The organism is Pseudomonas sp. LB3P31 (genome assembly GCF_054897945.1).
Genome location: NZ_CM142710.1, coordinates 1,869,404 through 1,895,435 on the forward strand (window position 1 = coordinate 1,869,404; position 26,032 = coordinate 1,895,435).

Consider the following 26,032-nt stretch of genomic DNA (forward strand, 5'->3'; position numbering starts at 1 on the left):
CGACTGCCGGTAGAACGCACTTGTCAGTTTTCGCGCCGCCACGTAGGGTTTTGCGTCGCCCACATTCAAACCGACCAAGGAATCTGTTGATGAGTGCCAACCCACGTGTTGCCGATTACGCTATCCACCCGCAGTTCACCGATCGCTGGTCGCCCCGTGCATTCACCGGCGAAGCGATTCCTGAAGAAACCCTGCTGAGCTTCTTCGAAGCCGCTCGCTGGGCGCCATCGGCCTACAACTCGCAACCTTGGCGATTCCTGTACGCGCGGCGCGACACACCGAACTGGGAGCGTTACCTGGGGCTGCTGAACGAATTCAACCGCGCCTGGGCGCAACATGCCTCGGCGCTGGTGATCGTGATCTCCAAGACCACGTTCACCGCACCTGGCGCCAGCGAAGAAACCCCGGCGCTGTGGCACACCTTCGACACAGGTTCGGCTTGGGGCCACCTGGCGCTGCAAGCGAGCATCAGCGGCTGGCACACCCATGGCATGGCCGGCTTTGATCAGCAGCTGACCCGCAAGGAGCTGAACATCCCCGAGGGTTACGCGCTGCACGCGGCGGTGGCTGTGGGCAAGTTGGGGGATAAGGCGACTTTGGCTGAATACCTGCAGGCACGGGAAGAACCGAGCCCGCGGCGTCCGTTGAGCGAGTTGGCTGCGGAAGGTGATTTCACCCTGTAAAAGCAAAAGATCGCAGCCTTCGGCAGCTCCTACAGGGTCATGTGTACACCTGTAGGAGCTGCAGAAGGCTGCGATCTTTTTGGTGACGCCTCAATACCCGCGGTTGAAATCCACTTCCCCGCGCAACGCCTCTCCCGCCTGATACGCCCGCAGATTATCGACAAACAGCTGCACCATCATCGAAGGCGAAGTCGGTGCCGAGCTGTGGCCAGTCAGCAGCAGGCCCCAGGCCGTCCAGAACGGATGACGCTGCGGCAATGGCTCCTGGCGGCAGACGTCGATTACCGCGCCCGCCAGATGCCCCTCCTTCAAGGCTTCCACCAGATCGGCATCAACCACCGCGACGCCGCGACCGACGTTGAGGAACAACCCGGTCGGCTTGAACTGCTTGAACAGCGCCGCATCGTAAAGATCGTGAGTGTTGGGCGTATTTGGCAGCAGATTGATCACGTAATCCACTTCACCGACCAGCCGCGGCAAATCCGCCAGTGTCCCGACTTCCAGAAATGGTGCCTGTTCACGAGCCTCGCTGGCGATGCCGTACAACTCGACGCCGAAAGGCTGCAAAAACTTCGCCACGGTGTGGCCGATATCGCCGGTACCGACGATCAACACCTTGCGGCCCGCCAGGCTCTGGCCTTGTCGACTGTCCCACTTGCGCTCGACCTGGCTGACCAGGCGCGGCAGCACTTCGCGCTCATGGCCCAGCAGGTAAGTCAGCACGTACTCGGCCATGACCTGGCCGAAAATCCCCACCGCCCGAGTCAGCCGGTAGTGCCGTGGCAAGCCGTCGGCGAGCAGCGGCGTGATACCCGCCCAGGTCGACTGCAACCATTGCGGTTGGTGACCCTGGCGCAGCAAGTTCGCCAGCAGGTCCGGCTGACCCAGCCAGATCGGGCAATCGGCGGCCTGGGCGGCCAATTCGGCGGAGTCACCACTGGTCAGCACTTCCAGCTCAGGCGCTGCCTGGCGCAACAGTTGGGCATACACAGGATGGTCGTGTTCAGCAATCAGCACGCGCATGGTTCAAACCTTTCAAAAACAGAGCGGACGACCGCCGCTGGAGTCACGCCCCATCGGCGCGGTCGTCGCCAGATATCAATTCCAGTGTGTCAGCGAAGCTTGCAGCCCGGACCGATTACATCGGGTCGTTGCGTCGCAGCAACTCTTCCGGAAGGTGCTCGATGTATTCGTCTTCGGCGGGCGGCATCTGCAGGTGGTAGCCCTGCTTGTCGAGGTTTTCCAGGACCACCGTGATGTCCTCGCGCGACAGCTTGCGCTCGGGTGAGAGCACCAGGTCAAAGGCATGGTGCGGCTTGCCGAACGCGGCCATCAGGCTTTCCGGAACGCGCTCGAGGGCATCGCTCTTGAGCACATAGAGGTACATCTCGTTCTTTTTCAGGCTTCGATAAATCGAGCAAATACGTTTCAAGGCTGTTCTCCGGCGGTGGCCAGGCTGTCGAGCAGCGCCTGGCCCATCAACTCGCGGCGCCAGCCACGCAGCGAATCAGGCAATTGGTAGGGACCATTGGGGAAGCCGCTCTTGAGCAAGGCTTCCAGGGTTTTCTTGCGCAGCATCAATTCCGGCGCGATGTTCAGGCGCTCGGCTTCGGCCTGGCCGATCGCGCGCAGTTGTTTGACCAGCGCGGCGGCATCCACCGGCAACGGCTCCGGCACGGCAGGTGGCCATTGATCAGGCGACACACTGCCTGAGCGCTTGATCAGATCAAGCAGAAACTCGCCGTCCTGACGCACGGTACGCGGGTGCATGTCCTCGATCTTACCCAGTGCGCCGAGGCTGTCCGGCTGGGTTCGTGCCAGCGGCCACAGGGAATGTTCACGCACGATGCGGTTGCGCGGCAGGTCGCGGGCGCGGGCTTCGCGCTCGCGCCAGGCGCACAGTTCACGCAACACCGCCAATTGGGCGCGAGAGAGTTTCCAGGCCAGCTTGGCTTCGCGGTAGACCTCGTACGGGTCGATCTCCCGACGCAGGTTGGCCACCAGCTCGGCGCCGTCTTCCAGGACCCAGTTGTATTTGTCGTCAGACAGCTGCGGACGCAGGCGTACGAAAACTTCCGCCAGGTGTAGCGCATCTTCCGCGGCGTAGCTGATTTGGGTGTCGGAAAGCGGACGTTGCAGCCAGTCGGAACGGGTTTCGCCCTTGGGCAGGTCGATGCCCAGCACGGCCTGCACCAGCCGCGAATAACCCATGGAGAAACCCAGGTTCAGGTACGCGGCCGCCAGCTGTGTGTCGAACAACGGCGCCGGCAGGCTGCCGGTCAGGCGCAGCAATACCTCGAGGTCTTCGCTGCAGGCGTGCACCACCTTGACCACCGCCGGGTTTTCCAGCAAGGCGGCCAGCGGCTGCCAGTTGTCGATGGTCAGCGGGTCAATCAGGTAAGCGCGTACGCCATCGCCGATCTGCAGCAGGCCTGCGATCGGATAAAAGGTGTCGACCCGCATGAATTCGGTGTCGAGGGCAACGTAGGGCAGTTGCTGCCATTCGGCGCAAAAGCGGCCGAGGCTATCGTTGTCGCGAATCCAGTGAATATCGATGGCCACACGGCTCTCCCTTGAAGAATGGCGCGCAGTATATATCGCCCCCGGCGATTTCCGCGCCTCCACTGAACAAGAGCTTTAGCGAAAAGACCTGCATCACAACAAGAAATGTCTGACAGGCGCTGGTTTACCGGCTGTCAGAAGGATTGAGAGCCCTACTCTTTGGCCAGCACGCCGTCGATCGCCGCACCGCGGCAACCGGCAAACATATCCAGGGCCTGGTTATAGACGTGACTGTTGACCTCCAGCAGACCCAGCATCGAGTGGAACAGGTTGTCCTGGCTCAGCGGTTTGTCACGGCTCAGCTGCAGGCAATGAGTGTCCACCGAAAAGGCCTTCTGATAACTGTCGGAGAACCAGGCCAGCATCGCTACATGCTTTTGCTGGTCTGGCGCCAGCATGTAAGGCGTTCCATGCAGGTACAGATTGTATTCGCCCAGGGATTCGCCGTGATCCGACAGATAGAGCATCGCCGTATCGACTTTGTCCTGATTGCTGCGCAACACGTCGATCAGCGAAGACAGCACATGATCGGTATACACCAGCGTGTTGTCGTAGCCATTAATAATGCTTTCGCGACTGCAATTGTTCAGCGCATTGCTTTCGCAGACGGGCGTGAAGTGTTCATATTCTTTTGGGTAACGCTTGAAGTACTCCGGACCATGGCTGCCCATCTGGTGCAACACCAGCACGGTGTCCTTGTCCAGGGAGTCGATGAAGTGCTGCAGGCCCTGCAGGAGGATTTCATCGCGACATTCGCTATTGGCACAAAGGCCGGGGTCTTTCAGGTTGCTGACGTCGTCGAAGGTGACGCGGTCGCAGGTGCCTTTGCAGCCCGACTGGTTATCGCGCCAGATGACGTTCAGGCCTGCACGCTGAAGTACATCCAGCAGGCCCTCTTCGTTCTTCGCCTTGGTCGCGTTGTAATCCTTGCGACCCATGTTGGAGAACATGCAAGGCACCGACACCGCCGTCTCCGTGCCGCAGGAATGCACATCAGTGAACGCGATCAGGCCGGCTTCCTTGTCCAGTTTCGGCGTGGTATTGCGGCTGTACCCCAGAATGCCGAAGTTCTCGGCCCGGGCACTTTCGCCGACCACCAGCACGGTCAGGGATTTGCGGCCATGGGTCTGCCATGCCGGGTTGCGCTGGGCATCTTCGCCGATCTTGACGAAGGGTTGCCGCGCGGACACCACCTGCTCCTTGACGAAGGAGATTGAGGCACCAATGTAATTACTAGGCACCACCATCAAGCGCAGTTCATGGTGATTGCGAAACAGCGAGGAAAGCCCTTGGTAGTTGACCAGCGCAACACCGCCGATCACCGCAGCCGAGGCAATACTGACCAGCACTTTACTGAACAACTCACGGTGCCAACGGCGGTAACTAATCGGAAGTTTCCACAACAACCAGGACGGCAGAATACCGAGAATCAATATATAACCGAGCAACTTCCAAGAGAGTAAATCGCGGACTTCCGTAGCATTGGTTTGGGCAAAGTTGCGCAGCATGCCGACATCTATCAGCGCGCCATACTGCCCCATGAAATACGCCACACCGGCGCTGCACATGAAAATCAGGGTCAATACCGGTTTCAGCACCGGTCGAAAAGCCAGCAGCGTCAGCACGATGTTGAAGGCCGCCAGGATCATCACCCCGAACGCCACCCGCATGACCAGGCCCTGGCCGTCGGTGCCGGTGATTTCAAACAGATGCTGCCAGAGAACGACATTGAAGCCAGTCAATAAAAACGCACTGGCAATCAGTGTCACCCATTCGGGGCGCACGGCTTTTAACTTCAACATGATGGTTTGCAGTTCCTGAAAGAAGTGCCTGCAGACAATGTGAAAATTTCATTGACCGCGACAACACAAACTCTAGGCAGGCAACCATCAATTTTTTGTGAAAAATTAGCCAACGATTAGTTGGCTAATGGCACATTGCTCAAACTTCCAACATATTTGAGAATGATTCAGCTTTTATTCAGGCTTGATGCAAGTACCAGCGCCAGTCCTGTTCGCCGACCTCACCCATGAATTGCCGGTACTCGGCGCGTTTAACCGCCAGGTAAACCCCGAGGAATTCGCTGCCGAACGCCTCCCGTGCCCAGCTCGAACCTTCCAGCGCGCGCAAAGTCGTCAGCCAGTCGGTAGGCAACAGCTCCTTGGCCTGGGCATAACCATTGCCCTCCACAGGAGCGCCGGGGTCGAGCTGTTCACGTATCCCCCGATGGATCCCGGCGAGAATCGCCGCGGCGGCCAGGTACGGGTTGGCATCGGCGCCACAAATGCGGTGCTCGATGTGCCGGGAAAACGCCGGGCCGCCAGGCACTCGCAAACTCACCGTGCGATTGTCCACGCCCCAAGTGGCTGCCAGCGGCGCGTAGCTGTTGGTCTGGAAGCGGCGGTAGGAGTTGGCGTTGGGGCAGAACAGCAGCAAAGAATCCAGCAGAGTGCTGAGCATGCCGCCGACCGCGTGCCTGAGCAGCGGCGTGCCGTCCGGCGCTTCGCTGGCAAACAGATTGTTACCCTCGGCGTCCGCCAGGCTGACGTGCATGTGCATGCCGGTGCCTGCCAGGTCATCAAAGGGCTTGGCCATGAAGCACGCCGTCATCCCGTGTTTGTGCGCCACGCCCTTGACCAGCCGCTTGTATCGCACCGCTTCGTCCATCGCCTGCAGCGCATCAGTGCGGTGTTCGAGGGTGATTTCCACCTGCCCCGGGGCATATTCGGAAATCGCCGTGCGCGCCGGAATACCCTGGAGTTTGCAGGCACTGTAGAGATCGGCGAGGAACGGCTCGATCTGCTCCAGCTCGCGCAGGCCATAGACCTGGGTGCCCCGCGGACGCCCGCCATCGACGTCCCGCGCCGGCTGCGGACGACCATTGCTGTCACGCTGCTGATCCAGCAGATAGAACTCCAGCTCCGCCGCCATCACCGGGTAATAACCGTCGGCCTGCAAGCCTTCAATCACCTTCGCCAGCAGATGACGGGGATCGGCAATCGTCGCCGGCAAACCCTCGGTGGGATGCATGCTGACCTGCACCGCCGCCGTCGGAATCAACCGCCACGGCATGCGCGTCAGACTGCCGCTAATCGGGTACGCCCGGCAGTCGATATCACCCACGTCCCACACCAGCCCGGAATTCTCGACGTCATCGCCATTGATGGTCAGGCCCAGAATCGTGCTCGGCAACGGCCGGCCGGTGGCATACACAGCCAGCAGCTCATCGCGATGTAACAACTTGCCCCGGGGTACGCCGTTGTTGTCGAGGATGAACAACTCGAACATCTCGATATCCGGGTTCTGTTCGAGGAAGGTCAGGGCTTCTTGTTGAGTGGCGAAGGTGGTCGTGGCACTGCTCATGGGAATTCTCGTGTTTGCGTGTCAGGCAGACGCGCACGCGCTGCCCGGATGGTCCCGGTAAAAACGCCAGGACCTGTTGAAGATCAAATCAACGCAAAACGCAGAAATCCGGCGGGCGCGCGTGACGGCAGTGCCACAGCGCCCAGAAGGCCAGATCGGAAGGAAGTGTGACGGGGCAACCGTCCATAGGAGAAACCGTGCAGAACAGATGGGAGCAGCGTCACACGGGTGGATAGGGTGTTAAATCGGGATTTGAAGAACTTTGCTTACGGAATGGCTAAACAATCCACGGCCACGCACGATCACTGTGGAAACTTCACTCCTGTGGGAGCAAGGCTTGCCCGCGATGACATCGGCACATTCAACACCAATCTGCCGAGGCGCCAACATCAACAACTATCTAATTTCCAAATACCCCAACAGACTTTCTGATTTGCCGCCCCCCACCCCGCACCCGCCTAATCGCCACCTGTTCATTCAAGGTCCGATCGATGGAAACCGTGCGCGCCAACACCCGCCCCGCCCTCCTGCTGATGCTCGCCATCGTGCTGGTCGCCCTCAACCTGCGCCCCTCCATGGCCGCCGTTGGCCCTCTGCTGTCAGCCATTCGCGGCGATATCGAACTGAGCTTCAGCCTGGCCTCACTCCTGACCATGCTGCCGGTGATGGCGATGGGCATGGCGATGTTCTTCGGCATCAGAGTCAGCCAGCGCCTGGGCGAACAACGCACCGTGATCCTGTCTTTGCTGATCATCGGCCTCGCCACCGCATCGCGACTGTTCCTCGACTCCGCCGCCGAACTGATCCTCAGCGCCGTGCTGGCAGGCGTCGGCATCGCCCTGATCCAGGCGCTGATGCCTGCCCTGATCAAGTCGCGCTTCAGCGACAACGTCGCCCTGTGCATGGGCCTCTACGTCACTTCGATAATGGGCGGCGCGGCCATCGCTGCCTCCTTCGCGCCACTGGTGATGGTGCGCACCGGCAGCTGGCGAGTCGGCCTGGCGGTCTGGGCTGTGCTGGCGCTGGTCGCGCTGATTTTCTGGATCGCGCAGCCGGCACAGCTGACGCTGCCTGAATCAAAACCGGCCACCAAGGATGGGTTCTTCAACAACTCCCGCGCCTGGCTGCTCGCAATCTTCTTCGGCCTGGGCACCGCGTCCTACACCTGCGTCCTCGCCTGGTTAGCCCCGTACTACATGGAAAAGGGCTGGAGCGAACAGGACGCCGGCTTGCTCCTGGGTTTCCTGACGGCTATGGAAGTGGTGTCAGGCCTGGTAACTCCCGCCATCGCCAACCGCAGCCGTGATCGACGCCTGGTGCTGGTGGTGTTGCTGGGCCTGATTATGGCCGGATTCTGCGGACTGATCCTCAGCCCGCAACACCTGAGCCTGCTGTGGCCCTGCCTGTTGGGGCTCGGCATCGGCGGGCTGTTCCCAATGAGCCTGATCGTGTCCATGGACCATCTGCACAACCCCCAGCGTGCCGGCGGCCTCACCGCGTTCGTGCAAGGTATCGGCTACCTGATCGCCGGCATCTCGCCGCTGCTCGCCGGCCTGATACGTGATCAACTGGGCAGATTCGAATGGGCCTGGTGGGCACTGACCGCCGTGGTGGCGGTAATGATCCTGATGGTCCTGCGCTTCGATCCACGGCACTACGCGCAACACATTCGCTGAACACTTGTTGCAGAGGCAGGTGCAATCAACATTCTCCTGACTCGGTCGATCCGTTAGGATCCTTCGCAGACTTTTGCGCCCACCCGCGCAACACAGCACTGCGAGACGGAACGGATGCTGAACAGCAACTTGCTTAGAAAACTCGACATGCAGGACCTCACGGTGTTCGTTGCCGTGTACCAGCAGAACAACGTCACCGACGTGTCCGAAGCCCTGTGTGTCAGCCAATCGACCGTGAGCTACTGCCTGAAAAAACTGCGTGGGGTCTTCGCCGATGAGTTATTCCTCAACACCCGCGCGGGCATGCAGCCCACCTATAAAGCCGACAGCATGTACCCGCACGTGCTGAAAATCCTCGAACAGATCAACCTGTGCCACGCCGGCGCCGCCACCTTCGACCCCGCCTCCCGACCCACCACCTTCAACCTGTGCGCCCCGGAATACTTCGAACAACTGATCCTGCCCCGCCTGCTCAAACGCTTCGCCTTCGCCGACTGGCCGGTGACCGTCAATGTGCACAAACTCGAAACCGACATCCCGGCCGAAGCCCTGCGCGACGGCAGCCTCGACCTGGTGATCTGCTTCGGCCCGAACTTTCACCGCAGCCATGGCGACATCAATTGCGAGACGCTACTGGAGGATCAATTGGTCTGCCTCTTCGACAAACACGCCGCGCCGGGTGTTGTGCGATTGAGCCTGGAAGAGTTCATCGAACGCCGACACGTGTTCCCTACGCCGTGGAGTTCCAGCAGCAACATGGTCGACGGCTGGCTGGCGCAACAGGCGCAGACCCGCCAGGTCGTGGCGCGGGCCAACAGCTATGGCGCGGCGTTGAAGATGATCACGGGGACGGAGTTTGTGGTGACGCTGCCGAGGCGAATTGAGCAGTTGCTTGCTGGTGACGGCGGGTTTGAGTGTTGTGAAGCACCGGTGGGGTTGCCGGGTTTTACGCTGGATATGCAGTGGCATCGGAAAGTGGATGAGGACAGCTCTAACGCTTGGCTGCGTGAGCAAATCAATCTGGCGTGTGCCCGGAAAGAAACAATCATCTGATCGATCAGGGGTCACCCGGTGAAGAGCGTCCCTGTCCGAATCGAGCATTACCTGATCGGGTTAAGCGTGCAAAAACAACTCAATGACCAACCACCGTCTTCGCATAAGACTCCCGATCAATATCCAGAATCTCCACGCACAACTGCACCTCCACCCCCGCCGGCCATTCGCACAACTCCTGCACCACCGCCAACAAACTCTCGGACAGTTGCTTCTTTATCTGCGCCGATCTCCCACTGAGCAGTGCCAGCTTCACATGCACAAAACCACGCTCGCCCATGGCGGTGCCGACCTTGAAGGTCTCGACCTTGATCGCGCGGCTCTTGATGTCGAACTCTGCGCCGAACTGGCCGGAACCCACCAGGGTGTTGTTGAGCCGGATCAGGGCGACGTCGGGGTTCAGGCCTGGCAGGTTGGCGGTGTATTCCATGTGCAGGTGGGGCATGTCGCTTACTCCTCAGAATTGGCGGAAGGGTCGTACGTATAGCACAGAGTTATCCGGCTCACTGTGATGGAGCGCTGAGATCCGTGGCGCTCATGAAGGTTTCCAGGCGTTTGCGCAGCCAGCGTTCGGCGGGGTCGGTGTCGACGTGACTGAGCCAGACCATCGACAGGTCGAGGGTCGGGGTCTTGAACGGGAATGGCTCTTTGAACAAGGTACCGGAGGCGGCCATGGCTTCGGCGGTGTAGTCCGGCAGGCTGGCGATCAGGTCGGTGCCGGCCAGCAGCGCCGGCAGCGAGCTGTATTGCGGCACGGACAGCACCACCTGGCGGGTGCGGCCGATTTCGGCCAACCACTCATCGGCGTAGCCACTGACGTTGGCGGTGTGGGACACGAGCACGTGGGGACGCGCGCAGTATTCGTCGAGGGTCAGCGGGGTGTCGCTGGCATCGGCACGCAGGATGCTGGGCTGGATGTGGCGCAGCAGTTTGCGCTTGGCATTCGCCGGCAAGCCACGGGTCTGGCTGATGCCCACGGTGATGTCGCCGGACGCGAGCAAGTCGGGGATGCGCCAGTAGTCGACGTGCTGGACCACGAACACCACTTTCGGTGCTTCCTGACGCAAGGACCGCAACAGCGGCGGCAGCAGGCCGAACTCGACGTCGTCGGACAGGCCGATGCGAAAGGTCATGGTGCTGACCGCAGGATCGAAGTCGTGAGTCAGGCTCAGGGCGACCGACAGCGAATCGAGGGCAGGCGACAGATACTGGATCAACTCTTCCGCCCGCGCAGTGGGTTCCATGCGATGGCCGACCCGAATGAACAACGGGTCGTTGAACATCGTGCGCAGGCGATTGAGCGCCGAGCTGATGGTCGGCTGGCCGAGAAACAGTTTTTCCGCGACCCGCGTGACGTTGCGTTCGAGCATCAATGTCTCGAACACCACCATCAGGTTGATGTCGGCCTTGCGTAGCTCATTGCGATTCATCCGTTGCCCCTCGGTCCCCCTGGACTGCGGGCAGTGTAGAAAGACCTGGGGGCTGGCGTCCATCGACATGAACGCCAGCGGGGTGATCCGGCATTCAGACTGGCAGCGGGTAAAGCGCCTCGTCGAACTGCGCCAGGCGCGGGAAAACCAGCGGCTGCTCGTCGCTCAGGTGCTGCAGGCGCTGCTGGTAATCCTGCAGGAAACCCTGCCGCGCCTCGTCGCTGATGTAGGGCACGTGCCAGGCGACGAAGGGCTGCAGCACGTCGAGGCCGACGTACGCCAAAGTGCCACGCAGCAGTGGGCGCAGCATGTCTTCCAGCGGCCCGTGGATCGCGCCGTCGCCGAACATGTGCTCGCGCCCGCCGAGGGTGACGGTCACCAGCGCCTTCTTGCCGCTCAGGCCGCCCTGGTCGTAGAAGCGCTTGCCGCCATAACAAATGCCGGACACCAGCACCCGATCGATCCAGCCCTTGAGAATGGCCGGGGTGGAGAACCAGAAAATCGGGAAGTTGAGAATCAGCAGGTCTGCCCACAGCAGTTTGTCGAGCTCCTGCTGGATGTCCGGCGCCAGGGACTGGCTCTTGACGCCCAGCCGTTGTTCCAGGGCATACACCAGGTACTCGGGATTCTCCCGCGAGGAAAAATCATCGGCGCTGGCCACCGGGTTCCAGTTCATTGCATACAGGTCGCTGACCTTGACCTCGTGCCCCTGGGCTTCGAGTGTCGCGACAGCCTGATCACGCAGGGCTGCGGTGAAGGATTTTGGCTCGGGGTGGGCGTGAACGATCAGTACTTTCATGGTGGTTCCTTAGACGCTTGCAAGCTGAGTGTTGGAAGAAGGTAACGCACGGGACGCGAGCAACCGGTCGAGCCAGTTGGAACTCGTCAGGACTCACACCTGGATCGCCTTCACTTCAACGAATTCGTTGAGTCCCTCTTCCCCCCACTCACGGCCATTGCCTGACTGTTTGTAGCCGCCAAAAGGCGCCTGGTAATTGAACGCCGCGCCATTGAGAAAACACTGTCCCGCACGCAATTGCCGGCCCAGGCTCAGAGCCCGCTCCGGGCTGGCGGTCCAGACGCCGCTGGACAAGCCGAACGGCGAGTCGTTGGCGATCTGGATCGCCTGGGCTTCATCGGCGTAAGGAATCAGGCACAGCACCGGGCCGAAGATTTCTTCCTGGGCGATGCGCATGCGGTTGTCGACGTCGGCGAACAGCGTCGGGCCGACGTAGAACCCGGGCTCGAACTCCATCGCCGAATCGCCGCCATACACAAGGCGTGCGCCCTCCTCCTGGCCGACCTGTATGTAGTCACGCACGGTGCGGCGTTGGGCTGCCGAGCACATCGGGCCAAGGAAACTTTGCGGGTCCAGCGGATCGCCCATGCGCAGGCTTTGCGCTTCGGCAATCGCCAGCTCCACGGCTTCGGCGTAACGACTGGCCGGCAGCAGCATGCGGGTCAGCGCGGTGCAGGTCTGGCCGGAGTTGATCATCACGTCCTGCACGCCATAGCGCACGGCCGCAGCCAGGTCGGCGTCCTCGGCAATCAGCAGCGGCGACTTGCCGCCCAGCTCCAGGCACACGCGCTTGACCGACGGCGCCGCTGCCTGCGCCACGCGCACGCCGGCACCGGTGGAGCCGGTGAAGGACACCATGTCCACGTCCGGGTGTTTGGCCAGCGCTTCGCCGACTTTTGAACCGGGCCCGCTGACCAGGTTGAACACACCGGCGGGCAAGCCGATCGCCTCGATCATTTGGGCGAGGAAAAAAGCGTGCAGTGGAGTTTCCTGACTCGGCTTCACCACCACCGTGCAACCGGCGGCCAGCGCCGGCGCCAGCTTGCCAATCAGCTGATGCAGCGGGTAGTTCCACGGGTTGATGAAGGCGCAAACGCCCACCGCTTCGCGCACTACCAATGAGTTGCCGACCTCGCGCACTTTATCCATCAGGCCAGCCAGTTCGATGTATTGCTCCAGTCCCTGGATGGGCCCGTCGACCTGCACCGACCGGCACCATTGCACAGGCATGCCAAGTTCGGCGGTGATCACCGCAGCCATCGCGTCGGCATGCATGCGCAGTTGCCCGGCGAGGGCCCGGATGTAGCTGGCACGCACGCTCGAAGGCGTACGTGACCAACTGCTGAAAGCCCGCCGTGCGGCGGCCACCGCATGGTCGACATCGCGCTCGTCGCCCAGGGGCACCGAGCCGGCGGCGGTTTCGGTCGCCGGGTTGATCACCTCGGCGATGCCCTGCCCGAACGGGGCCTGCCAGCGGCCATCGATAAACAGCGCCTTGTAGTCATGCATAAATTCGCGTCTCCATCAGTTCACTGGCACAACGGGCGATACGTTGGCAGGCCTCGCGCAGGGGTTCTGCGCCTACCACCAGGCCCAATCGAATATGTCCGGCAGCACTCGGGCCGAACGCTTCACCGGCCAGCACCGAGACGCCATGGCGCTCGAGCAGGCGATCGGCGAACGCCTGGGCACTGAGCCCGGTGTCGCGAATGTCGACCATCACGAACATTCCGCCATCGGGTTTCAAGGCCCGCACGCCGGGGCAATCGGCGAGGCTGGCGCACACCAGGTCGCGGCGCTGGCGATAGGCGTCGCGCATGGCGTCCAGCTCCGGCAAGTTGCTTTCCAGAGCCACGACCGCGGCGTCCTGAATGAAATCCGGGGAGCCGTACAACATGCATATCGCGAGGTTTTCCAGGTGTGCCGACAACGACGGCGGCGCTAGCGCCCAACCCACTCGCCAGCCCGTCATGGCATGGGACTTCGACAGGCTGTTGAGCGTCGCGGTGCGTTCGGCCATGCCCGGCAAACTGGCCGGGCTGACGTGCTCGCCGTCGAACAGCAATTCGCTGTAGACCTCATCGGAAATCAGCCACAGGTCGTGGGCGATGCACAGGTCGGCCAACGCCTGCCAGGTGGCGCGTGGCAGGCTCGCGCCGGAAGGGTTGTGCGGGCTGTTCAGCGCCAGGGCGCGAGTCCGCGGGGTGATGCGCGCCGCGACGTCTTCGGGCAACACCCGAAAGCCATTCTCGGGGCGCACCGGCACCGGGATCACCACTGCGCCGCAGGCCCCGAACACCGCTTCGTAGGTCACGTACATCGGTTCGGCGACGATCACTTCGTCACCCGGGTTGAGCACACACTGGGCCACGCAAAACAGCGCACATTGCGCGCCAGCCAGCACCGTGACCTCCTCTGCCGTAACCGCTTGGCCGCTGCGTTGCTGGTGGCGCCTGGCAATGGCTTCGCGCAGTGCCCGCTTGCCGCGCACGTCCGCATAGTGGGTGTTGCCGTTGAGCAGGCTGTCGATGGCCGCCTGGACAATCGGCACCGGGGTATCGAAATCCGGGTCGCCCACTGACAGCAGCAGGATGTCCTCACCCTGCTCGCGCAGCGCCAGGGCGCGGTAATGAATGTCCCACGCGGCGGCGCCGTCACCGGCGATACGTTGGGTCAGATCGGAAAAACGCATGGCCCGCTCCTTTTGAAAAGCCGCGAAAAATGAAGATCAATGCGCACAGGCATGCTTGAGTTCGATCAGGGTCACGCCGTTGCGCTTGAAGCCGTGCCGCAGATCGGTCTGCAGTTCGGCCAGGCTCTGCGGCTGGGTGACGGTGCAACCGAACGCGCGGCCCAGGGCGGCGAAATCCGGGTTGCGCGGCAGCACACCGATCGGCTCGATATCCAGGCCGAGCATGTCGTCGCGAATCTGCCCCAGAGCGTCGTTGTTCCACAGCAACACCACCAGCGGGCTGTCCAGTTCCTCGACCGCTGTCGCCAGCTCCTGGGCGGTGTAGAGGAAACCACCGTCGCCGACCAGCACCAGGCCCGGGCGACCTGGCGCACCGAACTTGGCGCCAATACCGGCCGGCAGGCCGTAGCCCAAAGTGCCGTAGCCCGTCGGGTGCAGCCAGCTGCGCGGGGCGCGGCTGTTGAAGGCGTAGTTGCCGGTGTAGGCCAGCTGGGTCATGTCGGTGCTGATGAAGGCGTTGTCCGGCAGCTCGGCGGCAATGCGTTCAAGAATTGCCTGGTGGATCGACTGCAGCGGGCCGTGGCTGTTCTTCACCGCGTCACGCAGTTGCGCTACGCGAGTGATGGCCGCCGCGGCGTCGCGATCAGCCGCGGGCAGGCGCTCCAGCAGCGCCGATAACGTCTGCTGTGCGTCGCCTTGCAGGGCCACCGCGCAAGGGTAGAAATCGTTGAACTTGCGTGGGTCGATGTCCACCCGCAGCAGCTCGGCATTCAGCGGCAAGCGCTCGCGCCAGAAATCGGTGTCGGCCATTTCAGTGCCGACCGCCAGCACCACGTCGGCTTCAGCGATCAGGTTCCAGCCCGGCTCGACGCATAGGCTCGAACCGGCATTGAGTGGCGCGTCCGGCGGCAGCAGGCCTTTGCCGGCCACGCTGCTGAACAGCGGCGCGGCCAGCCGCGTGCTGATCGCTTGCAGTTGCTGCGCCGCATTCAGTGCGCCGCCGCCGGCGATGATCATCGGGCGCTTGGCATTCTGCAGCTTCGCTACTGCTTCCTCGATGGCATTGAGCGAGGCAGGACCACGCCCCGGACGACGCACCACGTCGTTGCTCCAGTCGCGAGCCACTGGCGCTGCCAGCACGTCCAGGGGTACCGAAATGTGCACCGGGCGCGGGCGCTCACTGTCGAACACGGCGTAGGCGCGGGCGATCAATTCAGGCAGGTCTTCGGCGCTCAATGCCACCGCCGAAAACGCGGTGATCGGCGCGGTCATCGCGCGCTGATCCTGGGTTTCGTGCAGGCAGCCCCAGCCCTTGCCGAGGCTGGCGGTGTGGTTGACGCTGGAGATCACCAACATCGGAATCGAGTCGGCGTACGCCTGGCCAATGCCGGTGGCGGCGTTGGTCACGCCAGGCCCGGTGATGATGAAACACACCCCTGGTTTGCCACTGACCCGGGCATAACCGTCGGCCATGAAACTGGCTCCCTGCTCGTGCCGGGTCAGCACATGGCGAATGCCGCTGCCCGGCAGGCCGCGATACAGCTCCAGCGTGTGCACGCCGGGAATGCCGAATACGGTATCGACGCCGTAGTTGGCCAGAAGGCGGACCAGGGCCTGGCCGCCGGTCATTGTTTTGGTTTGCATGTTCAAATCCTCACTCGTGGCCAAGGCGAATCAACGCATCGACCGCAGTCGTGCCATGGGCACCGACCAACAATGGGTTCACATCGAGTTCCAGCAACTGGTCGACGTTTTCGCAGGCGTAGTCGGCGACTGCGCGAATCGCCGCCACCAGCGCGTCAATGTCCGCCGCCGGACGACCGCGAAAACCTTGCAGCAACGGGGCACTGCGCAGGCTCAGCAACGCGCTGCGAATGGCGCCGTCGGTGGTCGGCAGCAGCAGGCTGCGACTGTCCTTGAGCAGCTCTACCAGGATGCCGCCGGCGCCAATCACCAGGGCCAGGCCGAAGTCATTTTCGCGCTTGATGCCGACGATCAGTTCGGCCAACGGCGGCGTGGCCATCGGCTCCAGCAGCAGTTGATCGAACGGCACGTGCGGTGCGTAATCGGCAATGCTCGCGCGCATCTTGTCCAGGGCTGCGCTCACGGCGCCAGCGTCCTTGAGATTCAACGCTACGGCGCCGGCTTCGGTCTTGTGCGGCAGTTGCGCGCTGACTGCCTTGAGCACCAGCGGGTAGCCCAGGACATTGGCATCGGCTGCAGCATTTGCCGGGGTGCTCAACACGCCATTCGGCGTCGGCAGGCCGAAAGCGCGCAGTGCCTGTTTGGAATCCCACTCGTTGAGCAGGCGACCTTCGCCTTCCAGGGCCTGGGGACACAGCGGCACCAACGCCGACTCACCCAGCGCCAACAGCGCCTGGCGATTGGGCTGGTAATTGGCAATCCGGCCCCATGCAGCCAGGCCGTCTTCCACCCCTTGCAACGCTGCCACACCTTGGGCATGCAGGCGTTCGCGGGCACTGGCCGGCAGCAGCTCGGGGAACGCCGAAGTGACAAAGCCGGTCTTGCCGTGACGCGCCAGCGCTGCGCAGTAAAGCTCCAGCAGCAGGTCGCACTCCTTGCGTTCGCCGGTGGACTCCGACGGGTAGTCGAGCACCAGCATCGCCCCATCGGCTTCGGTGCGCAGGGCGCTGTCGAGCATGCGATTCAACGCCTCGCCATCGCCCCAGATCGCCGTGGTGAAATCCAGCGGGTTGACCAGGTTGGCGTAGCTCGGCAGCACCCGGGCGAGTTCTTCAACCTGGGTTGCATCGAGCTTGGGCAAGGTCAGTTCGTTGCGTTCGGCGTAGTCGGCGATCAGCCCGGCATCGCCACCGGAACAGGCCAGCGCAATCAGGCTGCCGCCCGCAGGGAGTCTTCCGCAGGCCGCGGCCTTGAGGGTTTCAACGAAGCTCACCGGGCCGCTGACGCGGATCACGCCGAGGCGCGCAAACAGGCTGTCGTACAGCGCATCGGAACCGGACAGCGAGCTGGTGTGACTGAGCGCCAGTTCGGCACCGATCTGCGACACCCCGGTTTTCAGCGCGATGATCGGAATGCCCTTCTCCAGTGCCTTGTGTGCGGCACGGGCAAAACCCGGCACGTTCTTCAGCCCTTCCATATGCAGGCCAATAGCGGTGACCCGCGGCTCATCGAGCAGCACGTCCATCAACTCGGCGACGCCCAATTGCGCCTGGTTACCCACCGAGGCCATGTAGGCCACCGGCAGCGAGCGATCACTCATGGACAGGTTGTAGGCGAAGTTGCCGCTCTGGGTCAGCACCGCGACACCCTTCTCCACCGGCTTGCCGCCATGGGCCACCGGCCACAAGGCCGAGCTGTGCAAGTAGTCGAGCAGGCCGTAGCAGTTGGGACCGAGCAGAGCCATCTGCCCCGCCGCCTTGAGCAACTGCTGCTGCAACGCCTCGCCTTCGGCGCCCGTCTCGGCGAAACCCGAGGCGTAGCAGATCGCCCCGCCGGCACCCTTGGCCGCGAGCTCGGCGACGCAGGTCAGCGTCAGCTCGCGATTGGTCGCGATGAACACCGCGTCCGGGCCGCAGGGCAGCTCGGCGATGCTGCGTACACAGGGCACGCCTTCGAGGCTTTCATGCTGCGGGTTCACCAGCCACATCTGTCCCTGATAGCCGCCTTCGGCGCAACGCTTGAGCGCGCGCGCCATGCTGCGACCGCCGACAAACGCCAGGTGGCGCGGGGCGAGCAGGCGCTTGAGATTGTCACGAATAGTCTGCGACATGGGAGTTCTCCAGGGCGCTCAGCGCAGCAGCGGCCGCAGCAGTTCACGGGAAATGATGTGCCGCTGGATTTCCGAGGTGCCTTCCCAGATTCGCTCGATCCGCGCGTTGCGCCAGATGCGCTCCACCGGTCCCTCATCCATCAGGCCCATGCCGCCAAAAATCTGCACCGCCTCATCGGCGGTACGGCCGAGCACTTCACTGGCGAACAGCTTGGCCATGCCGGCCTCGCCATCGGTCATGGTGCCCTGGTCCATTTTCCACGCGGTGTGCAAGGTCAGCAGTTCGGCTGCGCGGATCTGCGTGGCCATGTCGGCGAGCTTGAACGAGATGCCCTGGTAGGTGCCGATCGGCTGGCCAAACTGCTTGCGATCCGCCGCCCATTGCAGCGACACGTCGAGTGCACGCTGCGCCTGGCCGACGCAGTTGGCGGCGACCATGACCCGACCAGCAGTGAGCCAGGCGTTGGCGACTTCCCAACCCTTGCCGACTTCGCCGAGTACTTTGTTGGCCGGTACCCGACAGTCGTCGAAGAACATTTCGAAGGTGTGGTAACCCCGGTTGCTCACGCACTTGGGACCGCGGCGAATGGTCATGCCCGGGGTGTCGCGATCCACCAGGAACGAGGTCACGGCGTTGCGCTTGCGGCCGTTGTGTTCGTAGGTGTCGGTGACCGCAAAGACGATGGCGAAATCGGCGTGCCCGGCGTGGCTGATGAAGTGCTTGCTGCCGTTCAGGATGAAGTCATCACCGTCGGGTACCGCGCGGGTCTTGATTGCATTGGCGTCGGAACCGGCACCCGGTTCGGTGAGGGCAAAGCAGTCGATTTTCTCGCCTTGAATGCACGGCAACAGGTAGTCGCCGATCTGGCTGCCGGTGCAGGCCATGAGGATCTTCGACGGCCGTGCGACGAACACGTGCAGCGCCCAAGACACCTTCGACAGCTCGCGCTCGATCAGCGCCTGGGACAGGTAGTCGAGCCCGCCGCCACCCACTTCTTCCGGCATGTTGAAAGCATAGAAACCGGCAGCGATAGCCTTGCCGCGAATCTCAGCCGCCAACTCCGGGGAAACCTCATCGGCACGGTCGACCGCTTCTTCGTGGGGCAGCAGTTCCTTGGCGACAAAGCTGCGTACCGCGTCCACCAACATTTCTTGTTCTTGGGTCAGTTGGAAATTCATGGTGCTACCTGTTGTTCGTTCACGGTTATGGGGGCGGGACGGCTTATTTACCGACGAAGCGCGCCGGGCGCTTTTCCACGGAGGCACGCAAGGCTTCCGCGCCGTCTGTGCTGCGACCGCACAACAGGCCGGCGGCCAGTTCGGCTTGCAGTTGCTGCGGCAGGTCACGTTGGGCGCCTTCGCGCATGAGTTTTTTGGTCTGGGCAAACGCGAAGGTCGGGCCGTTGGCCAGGCGGCTTGCCAGGTCACCGGCGGTGTCGAGCAGCAGTTCATCGGCGCACACTTCGCCCACCAGCCCGGACGCCAGGGCCCGGTCGGCGCCCCACAGTTCGTCGAGGAACAGCAGGCGCTTGGCTTGCTCGGTGCCGATCAGCCTTGGCAGGTGCCAGCTGGCACCGGCATCCGGGGAGTACGCCATGCTGGTGTACCCAGCCTTGAACCGCGCCGATTGCGCGGCGATGCGCAGGTCGCAGCACAGGGTGAGGTCCATGCCGGCGCCGACGGCGGTGCCGTTGATGGCGGCGATGGTGGGTTTTTCCAGGCTGTACAGGCGGCTCATCAGGGCGTGGGCGGTTTCGGTCCAGCCGTAGGTTTCGAGGTCGCCACGGGCTTCGGCTTCAGCCCATTCCGCGAGGTCGGCACCGGCGCAGAAGCTGCGGCCGCTGCCGGTCAAGACGACGACCCGGACGGTGGGGTCGCTGTTGAACTGGTCGAGCAAGGCGTGCAGGTTTTTCAGGGTCGGGATGTCGAGGGCGTTGCGCTGGGCGGTGCGGTTCAGGGTGATCCAGGCGACGCCTGCTTCGACCTGGCTGAGCAGAGAAGGTTGAGTAGTCATTGCGGGGCCTCGGATTTTTTTTGATTGGAGTGAGGGGGTGCGACTTGAGGCCATACTAAACGAGTGTTCAGTAAGGCGGCAATTGGGGGGATGGGTGGTTGTAACTGTGGGTTTTTATTCGTATGTAATTGATGTTATTGGTTTATTTTTGTTTTTTTGGTTTGGTAGGGATGGGTTTGTTACAACTTTGAACAACTGGGTACATGGGGTTTTGGGGTTTGCCGTAGCAGCTTCTATTGGTTCTGCCCTTACATCACACGATTACCTTGTAGGAGCTGTCGAGTGAAACGAGGCTGCGATCTTTTGATCTTGCTGTGTACATATCCGTTTCTGCGGTCATGGCTTCTATTGGTTCCGCCCTTACGGCGGGTCACTTTGAAAAGCGCAAAGTAACCAAACGCTTTTTGCCCCACCACTCGGCACCTCGCCTAGGCTCGGTGTGCCCTCACTCCGGCATTGCTCCGCGGGCCCGCCGCGATGGCCCATCCATGGGCCAGCGCGGCTAAACCGGCATCCTTGCCGGTTTACCCGCTACGCAATACCTGCGTTCGGCCATCGTGGTTAACGGGGCGTCCGCGATCAAAAACCGGGCCGTGGCGGCCTTCGGGCCGACCAAGGCATCAAGCCGGCGCGCTGCGCTTGTTTGGTCGTGCACCTTCCTGAATCTGAAAAGAGAACCTGTGGGAGATGGACCAGTGGGAGATGGACCTGTGGGAGATGGACCAGTGGGAGATGGACCAGTGGGAGCAAAGCTTGCTCGCGATAGCGGTATATCAGTCACCACCAATGTCGAATGCCTATCCGTCATCGCGAGCAAGCTTTGCTCCCACAGAGGGTGTCCCATTTGCGGGTGTTTAATTTGCAGGTGTTTCATGGGCGCTGAGACTGCACCGAACTACCAGCCAGGTCGGCTCTCAGGCCGCCTCGGCCCGGTTGTTGATCGCGGACGCCCCGTTAACCACGATGGCCGAACGCAGGCATTGCGTAGCGGGTAAACCGGCAAGGATGCCGGTTTAGCTGCGCTGGGCCATGGAGGGCCCATCGCAGCGGCCCGCGGAGCAATGCCGGAGTGAGGGCACACCGAGCCTAGGCGAGGTGCCGAGTGGTGGGGCAGGAAGCCCTTGGTTACTTGGGGCTGTTCCAAGTGACCCGCTGTAAAAGCGGAACCAATAGAAGCCGTTACCGCAGCAATGGATATGTACGAAGAAGCAAGATCAAAAGATCGCAGCCTCGTTTCACTCGACAGCTCCTACACAGCTCCTACACAGCTCCTACACAGCGCCTACAGGGAAGTCGAATGGAACTGATAAAAACAAAAAAACGCGACAGTCATCCATCGCGTTTTTCGTCCAGCCCAATCAATCAGGCAGAAGGCAAACTCGGCGCCAACATCTCCTGACGCTTGCGATAAAACAGGAAGTAAGTGCCATAGCACAGCGCAATAAAACCAAACCCCCAATACAGCGAAGGACGTTGAGTCGCATCAAGTGCCAGAAACACAAACAACGAACAGCACAACACAATGCACGTAAGCGGAATCAGCGGGAACCACGGCGCCTTGTATTTCAGGTCGCTCAGTTTCCCACCATCACGCAGGTAAGCCTTGCGGAACTTGTACTGCGCCAGGGCAATGACAATCCAGGTCACCGTGCCCGACATACCACTCACCGCCATCAGCACCATGAACAACGTATCGGCCGCGACGAAGCTGGTCATCAACGACACCAGGGCAAAGCACAGCGTGATACTCAGCGCCCGCAACGGCACACCACGCTTGCTCAGGGGCGACAGGCTCCGAGGTGCCATGCCAGTCTTGGACATCGCCCACAAAATACGCGTCGAGGCATACAACCCGGAATTGCCGACCGACAGAATCGCGGTAAGGATCACGAAGTTCATCAGATCAGCGGCGTACGGAATGCCCACCATGTCAAACACCTGCACGAACGGACTCTCCATCAGCCCGGCCTGCTGCCACGGCACGATCGCAGACAGCACCACAATCGCCAGCACGTAGAAGATCAACACACGGAACACCACGTTGCGCACCGCACGGGGAATGCTCTTTTCCGGCTGGTCGGTTTCGCCCGCCGCCACGCCCATGATTTCGCAACCCTGGAAGGCATAGACCACGGTCATCATCACCGCGAACACCGCCGACAGGCCGTTGGGGAACAGTGAATCACCGATCAGGTTGTTCATCATCGGTGCCGGCTCGCCGCTGGTCAGCGGGATCGCGCCGAAGATCACCAGCACGCCGACCACGATGAAGCCGAGAATCGCCGCGACCTTGATCCCGGAAAACCAGTATTCCGCTTCACCGAATGCGCGGGTCGCCAGGGCATTCAGGCCGAACAGCACTGCGACGAACAAGGCCGACCAATACCAGATCGGCACCGTCGGAAACCAGCGCTCCATCAACATGCCCGCAGCGGTGAACTCCAGCCCCACGGTGGTTGCCCAGCTCATCCAGTAGACCCAGCCAATCATGAAGCCAGTGCCCGGCCCGATGAATTTGGTGGCGTGAGTCTGGAACGAGCCGGACACCGGCATCTGCACAGACAATTCACCGAGGCAGACCATCACCAGGTACATCAGGAAACCGGCGACCAGGTAGCACAGGATCGCTCCCACCGGACCGCCCTGGTTGATGGTCACGCCGGAGCCCATGAACAACCCGGTGCCGATCACGCCTCCCAGGGACAGCATGAAGATGTGCCGGCTTTTCAGTGCGCGGGTCAGGTGGATGCCTTGGCGGTCGATTGATTCGCTCATGTCGGCACCTCAATAGTCGGCGAGGTGCGCGGCGGCTGACAGGACGTCATGGCGCGAGGAAGGGTCAGCTTTACGGCGGTTCATTATTATTATCTCCAATAAGCTTCGAAGACCGCGCTGCGGCGGTTGCGTCGATTATTGGAAAGGCATGTAAGTTCGAGTTGTACGCGAGGATCAAAGATGTAAAAAGTCGTAACAAACTTGTACGTCAGGCCTGCAGCAGGCCCGCCAGGGTCTGCCGCGAGCGACCCAGTTGCTCGTTTACCTGTGGCGCCAATCCGCGTAGCGCCACCTCATCGTGGATCATCGCTGCCTCTTCCAATGTGCGCAGCACCTGGGCCAGCGCACGAAAGCCCAACGAGTCGCTGCTGCCGGCCAGGCGATGGGCCAGGTGCGCCACTTCCGTGCAGTCGTCGGCGTCGATGGCTTCGCTGAGCGCAGCGCTGTGTTGCTCGATCGAGTCGCGCAACACCTTCAACAACCCGTTTAGTTTTTGCTCGCCCAGCAGGGTGCGGTGAGTGTCCAGCAGTGGCCAGTCCATGACTTCATCGGACGGCTGCGACTGCGGTGGCAACTGACCGCCCAGGGCCTGGCGCAGATTGTCGAGTTTCAACGGTTTGGCGAGGATGCCGTCCATGCCGGCATCCAGGTAACCGCGAACCAGGGCCGGCTGCACACTGGCAGTCAGGGCGAAGATGCGGCTGTGCCGATTTGGTCCCGAGTTGCCGCGCAGCTGCTTGCACAGCTCGACGCCACTGATGCCCGGCAGATGCACGTCGAGCAGGATCAGATCAAAGGACTGCGCGGCACACTGCACCAGCGCCTGTTCAGCGTCTTCTGCGAGCCACACCTGATGCCCGTCGCGTCGCAGCAGGCCGCTGGCCACCTCGCGGTTCAGCGCCACGTCTTCGACAACCAGAATCCGCAGGGCCTGGCCCGGGACGCTACTCGGCAACAAGACCGCCACACCGGTCGCCGGTTGCAGTGTCAGCTCGAACCAGAAACAACTGCCGCGACCGACTTCGCTGTCTACGCCGATACTTCCGCCCAACTGCTCCACCAGGTGCTTACAGATCGCCAGCCCCAGTCCAGTGCCGCCGAAGCGTTGCGCCACCTCTTCGCTGGCCTGGGTGAAGCGCTCGAAAATCTTCTGCTGCATCGCCGGCTCGATACCGATGCCATCATCGGTGACGCTGACGCGCAACCTCTGCCCGGGGTCCCCAGGCAACAGCGTTACCTCAACCTTGACCAGCCCGCCCTCGGTGAACTTGATGGCGTTGGCCAGCAGATTGCTCAGCACCTGGCGCAGGAATTGTTCGGCGCCATGCTGGCGCTGCGCGACCCGTGGATCGACGTGGCATTGCAGGATCGTGTCGTTACCCAGGGCGCGCGGCTCAAGCAGCGTCAACACCTCCTCCAGCAACTGGCGTAGGGAGAAATCCACCAGTTCCGGAAGGCTCACACCCTCCTCCAACCGGGCGAAATACAACACCTCATTGAGGATCGACAGCAGTCCTTCGCCCGCCTTGTACAGAGCATCCAGACGCTTGCCGCCGACTTCATCGAGCGGCGCATCACGGAGCAATTCGGCCATGCCGAGGATGCCATTGAGCGGGGTGCGAAGCTCGTGGCTCATGGTCGCCAGAAACCGTGATTTAGCCAGGTTGGCCGCTTCGGCTTCGTCCTTGGCGCGCATCAGGCTGGCAGTGCGGCGCTCGACCATCCGCAGCAGTTCGTCGCGGTTGTCCTGCAACGCCAGTCGATCACTTTCCCGCCGATCAATGTCACTGAGAATAGCCCGACGCATGTCGTCCAGCGCGTGGGCCACGGTATCGATTTCGTCGTCCTGCGGACCACGACTCTTGTCCAGCCGCAGCGGCTCGTGGGAGTCGCCCGCTGCGATGCGCCGGGCGAACTCAGCCATGACCTGCAGATGGCGCGTGACCAGGCGATAAAACAACCCCGAAAGCACGACGGCGAGGCCACATAGAAACACGCTCATCCATAACAGGCTGGTCAGCCCGGTAGTAAACAGGCGCTCGTGCACCGCCCCCAGGTCGGTGCTGACTTCCAGCGCGCCCAGGTGCCGCAGGCCCCCCGACGGTGGTTGATAGTCCAGGGCAAAACGCTCGATGCGCAGTGGCCCTACCGGGTCGGGATTGCCTTGCAGCAGAGCAAAATCCGGGCTGATCAGACGCACCCGCGCGACGTCGGAAAAATCCACCAGCCCGCGCAATTGCACATTTAGCTGTTCCTGGTTCAGATCCCACAGACTGCGCTCCAGACTGGCCAGATAGCCGGCGCGGATCAGCTCCATGCGCGAGTCGATATCGCGCATCTCGCGCCGGTACTCGAAGTACAACTGCACGCTGCTCGCCAGCACGGTGAAGCACAGGCTGAAGAACAGGATGAACAGCAACAGGCGCCGCAGCAGGCCACCGGGCCGGGCGCGAATCACCGTCGATCCGCCGGCAGGCCAAACGTGTCGCGGTAAGTGACCTCACTCTCGTGGAGCAAGCGCTCGATCTCGCCCGAGTCGGCCATGCGCTGCAACTGCGCGTTGATCTCTTCCATGCGACTGGCCAAGGGAGAACGGCGCGAGACCGCCACTCGCAGGTAATCCACGCCAAAGGAGTTGGCCAGGGCGACGATGTCCTGCGCCCCCGGCAATGTATCGACCTGCATTTGCCCGGTGCGGCGCTCGGAGACGATAAAGTCGATGCGCCCGCGTATCAGCTTGCCGAAGTTCTGCCGGCTATCGGAGACCTTTTCGATGTTCTGGTGCTCGGCGACAAAACGGTCGAACGTCTCACCGTAACTTTCACCGAACAGGAAACCACCGCGGTAATTTGCCAGATCTTCCAGCCGATCGATCCGCACCGGATGCTGGCGATTGACGAACACCGCGACCTCCTCGCGCAACACCGGCACCGTCGAAAAATCCAGGCCCTGCTCACGCTCGGCAGTGCGATAGGCCAGCACCACATCCACCCGACCTTCGACGGCATCCAGCACGCAGCGATTCCAGTTATCCAGCTCGACGAGTTCGACTTCGTAGCCCAGTTGCCCGAACAGTTTTTTCACCACGCTGGGCGCAACGCCGCGGATCTGTTTGCCGTCGCTCCAGGAGATCGGCGGGTAGACCGGATAGTCGCAATAGCGAATCTTTTCCGCAGCCGTCACGCCTGTCGCCGCGAGCATCAACAGTAACCAGAACCCGCGCCACATGCC

20 protein-coding genes are annotated in these 26,032 nt (G+C 62.0%); 3 read left to right on the forward strand and 17 right to left on the reverse strand.

Translation table 11 applies throughout. The features are described 5' to 3' along the window. Window positions 1-89: 89 nt before the first annotated feature. A complete protein-coding gene (locus ACYZTK_RS08425) occupies window positions 90-683 on the forward strand; it encodes a nitroreductase family protein (RefSeq protein WP_462014005.1) in 594 nt (197 codons plus the stop codon). Window positions 684-773: 90 nt separating this feature from the next. On the opposite strand, the gene ACYZTK_RS08430 is transcribed toward ACYZTK_RS08425, so the two are convergent. The 5 genes from ACYZTK_RS08430 to ACYZTK_RS08450 all read right to left on the reverse strand — a co-directional run bounded on the left by ACYZTK_RS08430 (window position 774) and on the right by ACYZTK_RS08450 (window position 6,608). After that, window positions 774-1,706, reverse strand: a complete 933-nt coding sequence (locus ACYZTK_RS08430; protein WP_462014006.1) for a D-2-hydroxyacid dehydrogenase — start codon at window positions 1,704-1,706, stop codon at window positions 774-776. A gap of 115 nt (window positions 1,707-1,821) precedes the next feature. After that, complete coding sequence (locus ACYZTK_RS08435; protein ID WP_462014007.1) at window positions 1,822-2,115, reverse strand: YcgL domain-containing protein; 294 nt, start codon at window positions 2,113-2,115, stop codon at window positions 1,822-1,824. Continuing rightward, entirely contained in the window at window positions 2,112-3,245 is a 1,134-nt protein-coding gene (gene rnd, locus ACYZTK_RS08440; protein ID WP_462014008.1) for a ribonuclease D, read from the reverse strand. The genes ACYZTK_RS08435 and rnd overlap by 4 nt, the downstream gene beginning before the upstream one ends. Window positions 3,246-3,397: 152 nt before the next feature. Further along, window positions 3,398-5,047, reverse strand: a complete 1,650-nt coding sequence (locus tag ACYZTK_RS08445; protein ID WP_462014009.1) for a phosphoethanolamine transferase — start codon at window positions 5,045-5,047, stop codon at window positions 3,398-3,400. A gap of 178 nt (window positions 5,048-5,225) precedes the next feature. Beyond that, window positions 5,226-6,608, reverse strand: coding sequence for a glutamine synthetase family protein (locus ACYZTK_RS08450; RefSeq protein ID WP_462014010.1), 1,383 nt, complete (start codon window positions 6,606-6,608; stop codon window positions 5,226-5,228). A gap of 491 nt (window positions 6,609-7,099) precedes the next feature. Between ACYZTK_RS08450 and ACYZTK_RS08455 the strand changes: the two genes are divergently transcribed. Then, complete coding sequence (locus tag ACYZTK_RS08455; protein WP_462014011.1) at window positions 7,100-8,284, forward strand: cyanate transporter; 1,185 nt, start codon at window positions 7,100-7,102, stop codon at window positions 8,282-8,284. A gap of 114 nt (window positions 8,285-8,398) precedes the next feature. After that, entirely contained in the window at window positions 8,399-9,337 is a 939-nt protein-coding gene (locus ACYZTK_RS08460) for a LysR family transcriptional regulator (RefSeq protein WP_462014012.1), read from the forward strand. A gap of 79 nt (window positions 9,338-9,416) precedes the next feature. On the opposite strand, the gene ACYZTK_RS08465 is transcribed toward ACYZTK_RS08460, so the two are convergent. From ACYZTK_RS08465 to ACYZTK_RS08520, 12 genes are all read right to left on the reverse strand, one after another. Further along, on the reverse strand, window positions 9,417-9,782 hold the full coding sequence (locus tag ACYZTK_RS08465; RefSeq protein ID WP_462014013.1) for a 5-carboxymethyl-2-hydroxymuconate Delta-isomerase: 366 nt from the start codon (window positions 9,780-9,782) through the stop codon (window positions 9,417-9,419). Between the two features lie 58 nt (window positions 9,783-9,840). Next, a complete protein-coding gene (locus ACYZTK_RS08470; RefSeq protein WP_462014014.1) occupies window positions 9,841-10,767 on the reverse strand; it encodes a LysR substrate-binding domain-containing protein in 927 nt (308 codons plus the stop codon). Between the two features lie 94 nt (window positions 10,768-10,861). Continuing rightward, window positions 10,862-11,566, reverse strand: a complete 705-nt coding sequence (locus ACYZTK_RS08475; protein ID WP_462014015.1) for an NAD(P)H-dependent oxidoreductase — start codon at window positions 11,564-11,566, stop codon at window positions 10,862-10,864. Between the two features lie 93 nt (window positions 11,567-11,659). Next, a complete protein-coding gene (locus ACYZTK_RS08480; protein ID WP_462014016.1) occupies window positions 11,660-13,075 on the reverse strand; it encodes an aldehyde dehydrogenase family protein in 1,416 nt (471 codons plus the stop codon). Further along, window positions 13,068-14,258, reverse strand: a complete 1,191-nt coding sequence (locus ACYZTK_RS08485) for a pyridoxal phosphate-dependent aminotransferase (RefSeq protein WP_462014017.1) — start codon at window positions 14,256-14,258, stop codon at window positions 13,068-13,070. Before ACYZTK_RS08485 ends, ACYZTK_RS08480 begins: the two co-directional genes overlap by 8 nt. A gap of 36 nt (window positions 14,259-14,294) precedes the next feature. Further along, window positions 14,295-15,902: a 5-guanidino-2-oxopentanoate decarboxylase gene (locus tag ACYZTK_RS08490; RefSeq protein ID WP_462014018.1), complete on the reverse strand. Its 1,608-nt coding sequence runs from the start codon at window positions 15,900-15,902 to the stop codon at window positions 14,295-14,297. Window positions 15,903-15,912: 10 nt separating this feature from the next. Further along, a complete protein-coding gene (locus ACYZTK_RS08495; protein ID WP_462014019.1) occupies window positions 15,913-18,012 on the reverse strand; it encodes an acetate--CoA ligase family protein in 2,100 nt (699 codons plus the stop codon). A gap of 18 nt (window positions 18,013-18,030) precedes the next feature. Beyond that, entirely contained in the window at window positions 18,031-19,191 is a 1,161-nt protein-coding gene (locus ACYZTK_RS08500; protein ID WP_462014020.1) for an acyl-CoA dehydrogenase family protein, read from the reverse strand. Between the two features lie 43 nt (window positions 19,192-19,234). Further along, window positions 19,235-20,026, reverse strand: a complete 792-nt coding sequence (locus tag ACYZTK_RS08505) for an enoyl-CoA hydratase/isomerase family protein (RefSeq protein ID WP_462014021.1) — start codon at window positions 20,024-20,026, stop codon at window positions 19,235-19,237. A 1,362-nt stretch (window positions 20,027-21,388) separates the two neighbouring features. After that, complete coding sequence (locus tag ACYZTK_RS08510) at window positions 21,389-22,801, reverse strand: amino acid permease (RefSeq protein ID WP_462014022.1); 1,413 nt, start codon at window positions 22,799-22,801, stop codon at window positions 21,389-21,391. A 208-nt stretch (window positions 22,802-23,009) separates the two neighbouring features. After that, entirely contained in the window at window positions 23,010-25,259 is a 2,250-nt protein-coding gene (locus ACYZTK_RS08515; RefSeq protein ID WP_462014023.1) for an ATP-binding protein, read from the reverse strand. After that, entirely contained in the window at window positions 25,256-26,029 is a 774-nt protein-coding gene (locus ACYZTK_RS08520) for a substrate-binding periplasmic protein (protein WP_462014024.1), read from the reverse strand. The genes ACYZTK_RS08515 and ACYZTK_RS08520 overlap by 4 nt, the downstream gene beginning before the upstream one ends. Window positions 26,030-26,032 lie beyond the last annotated feature (3 nt).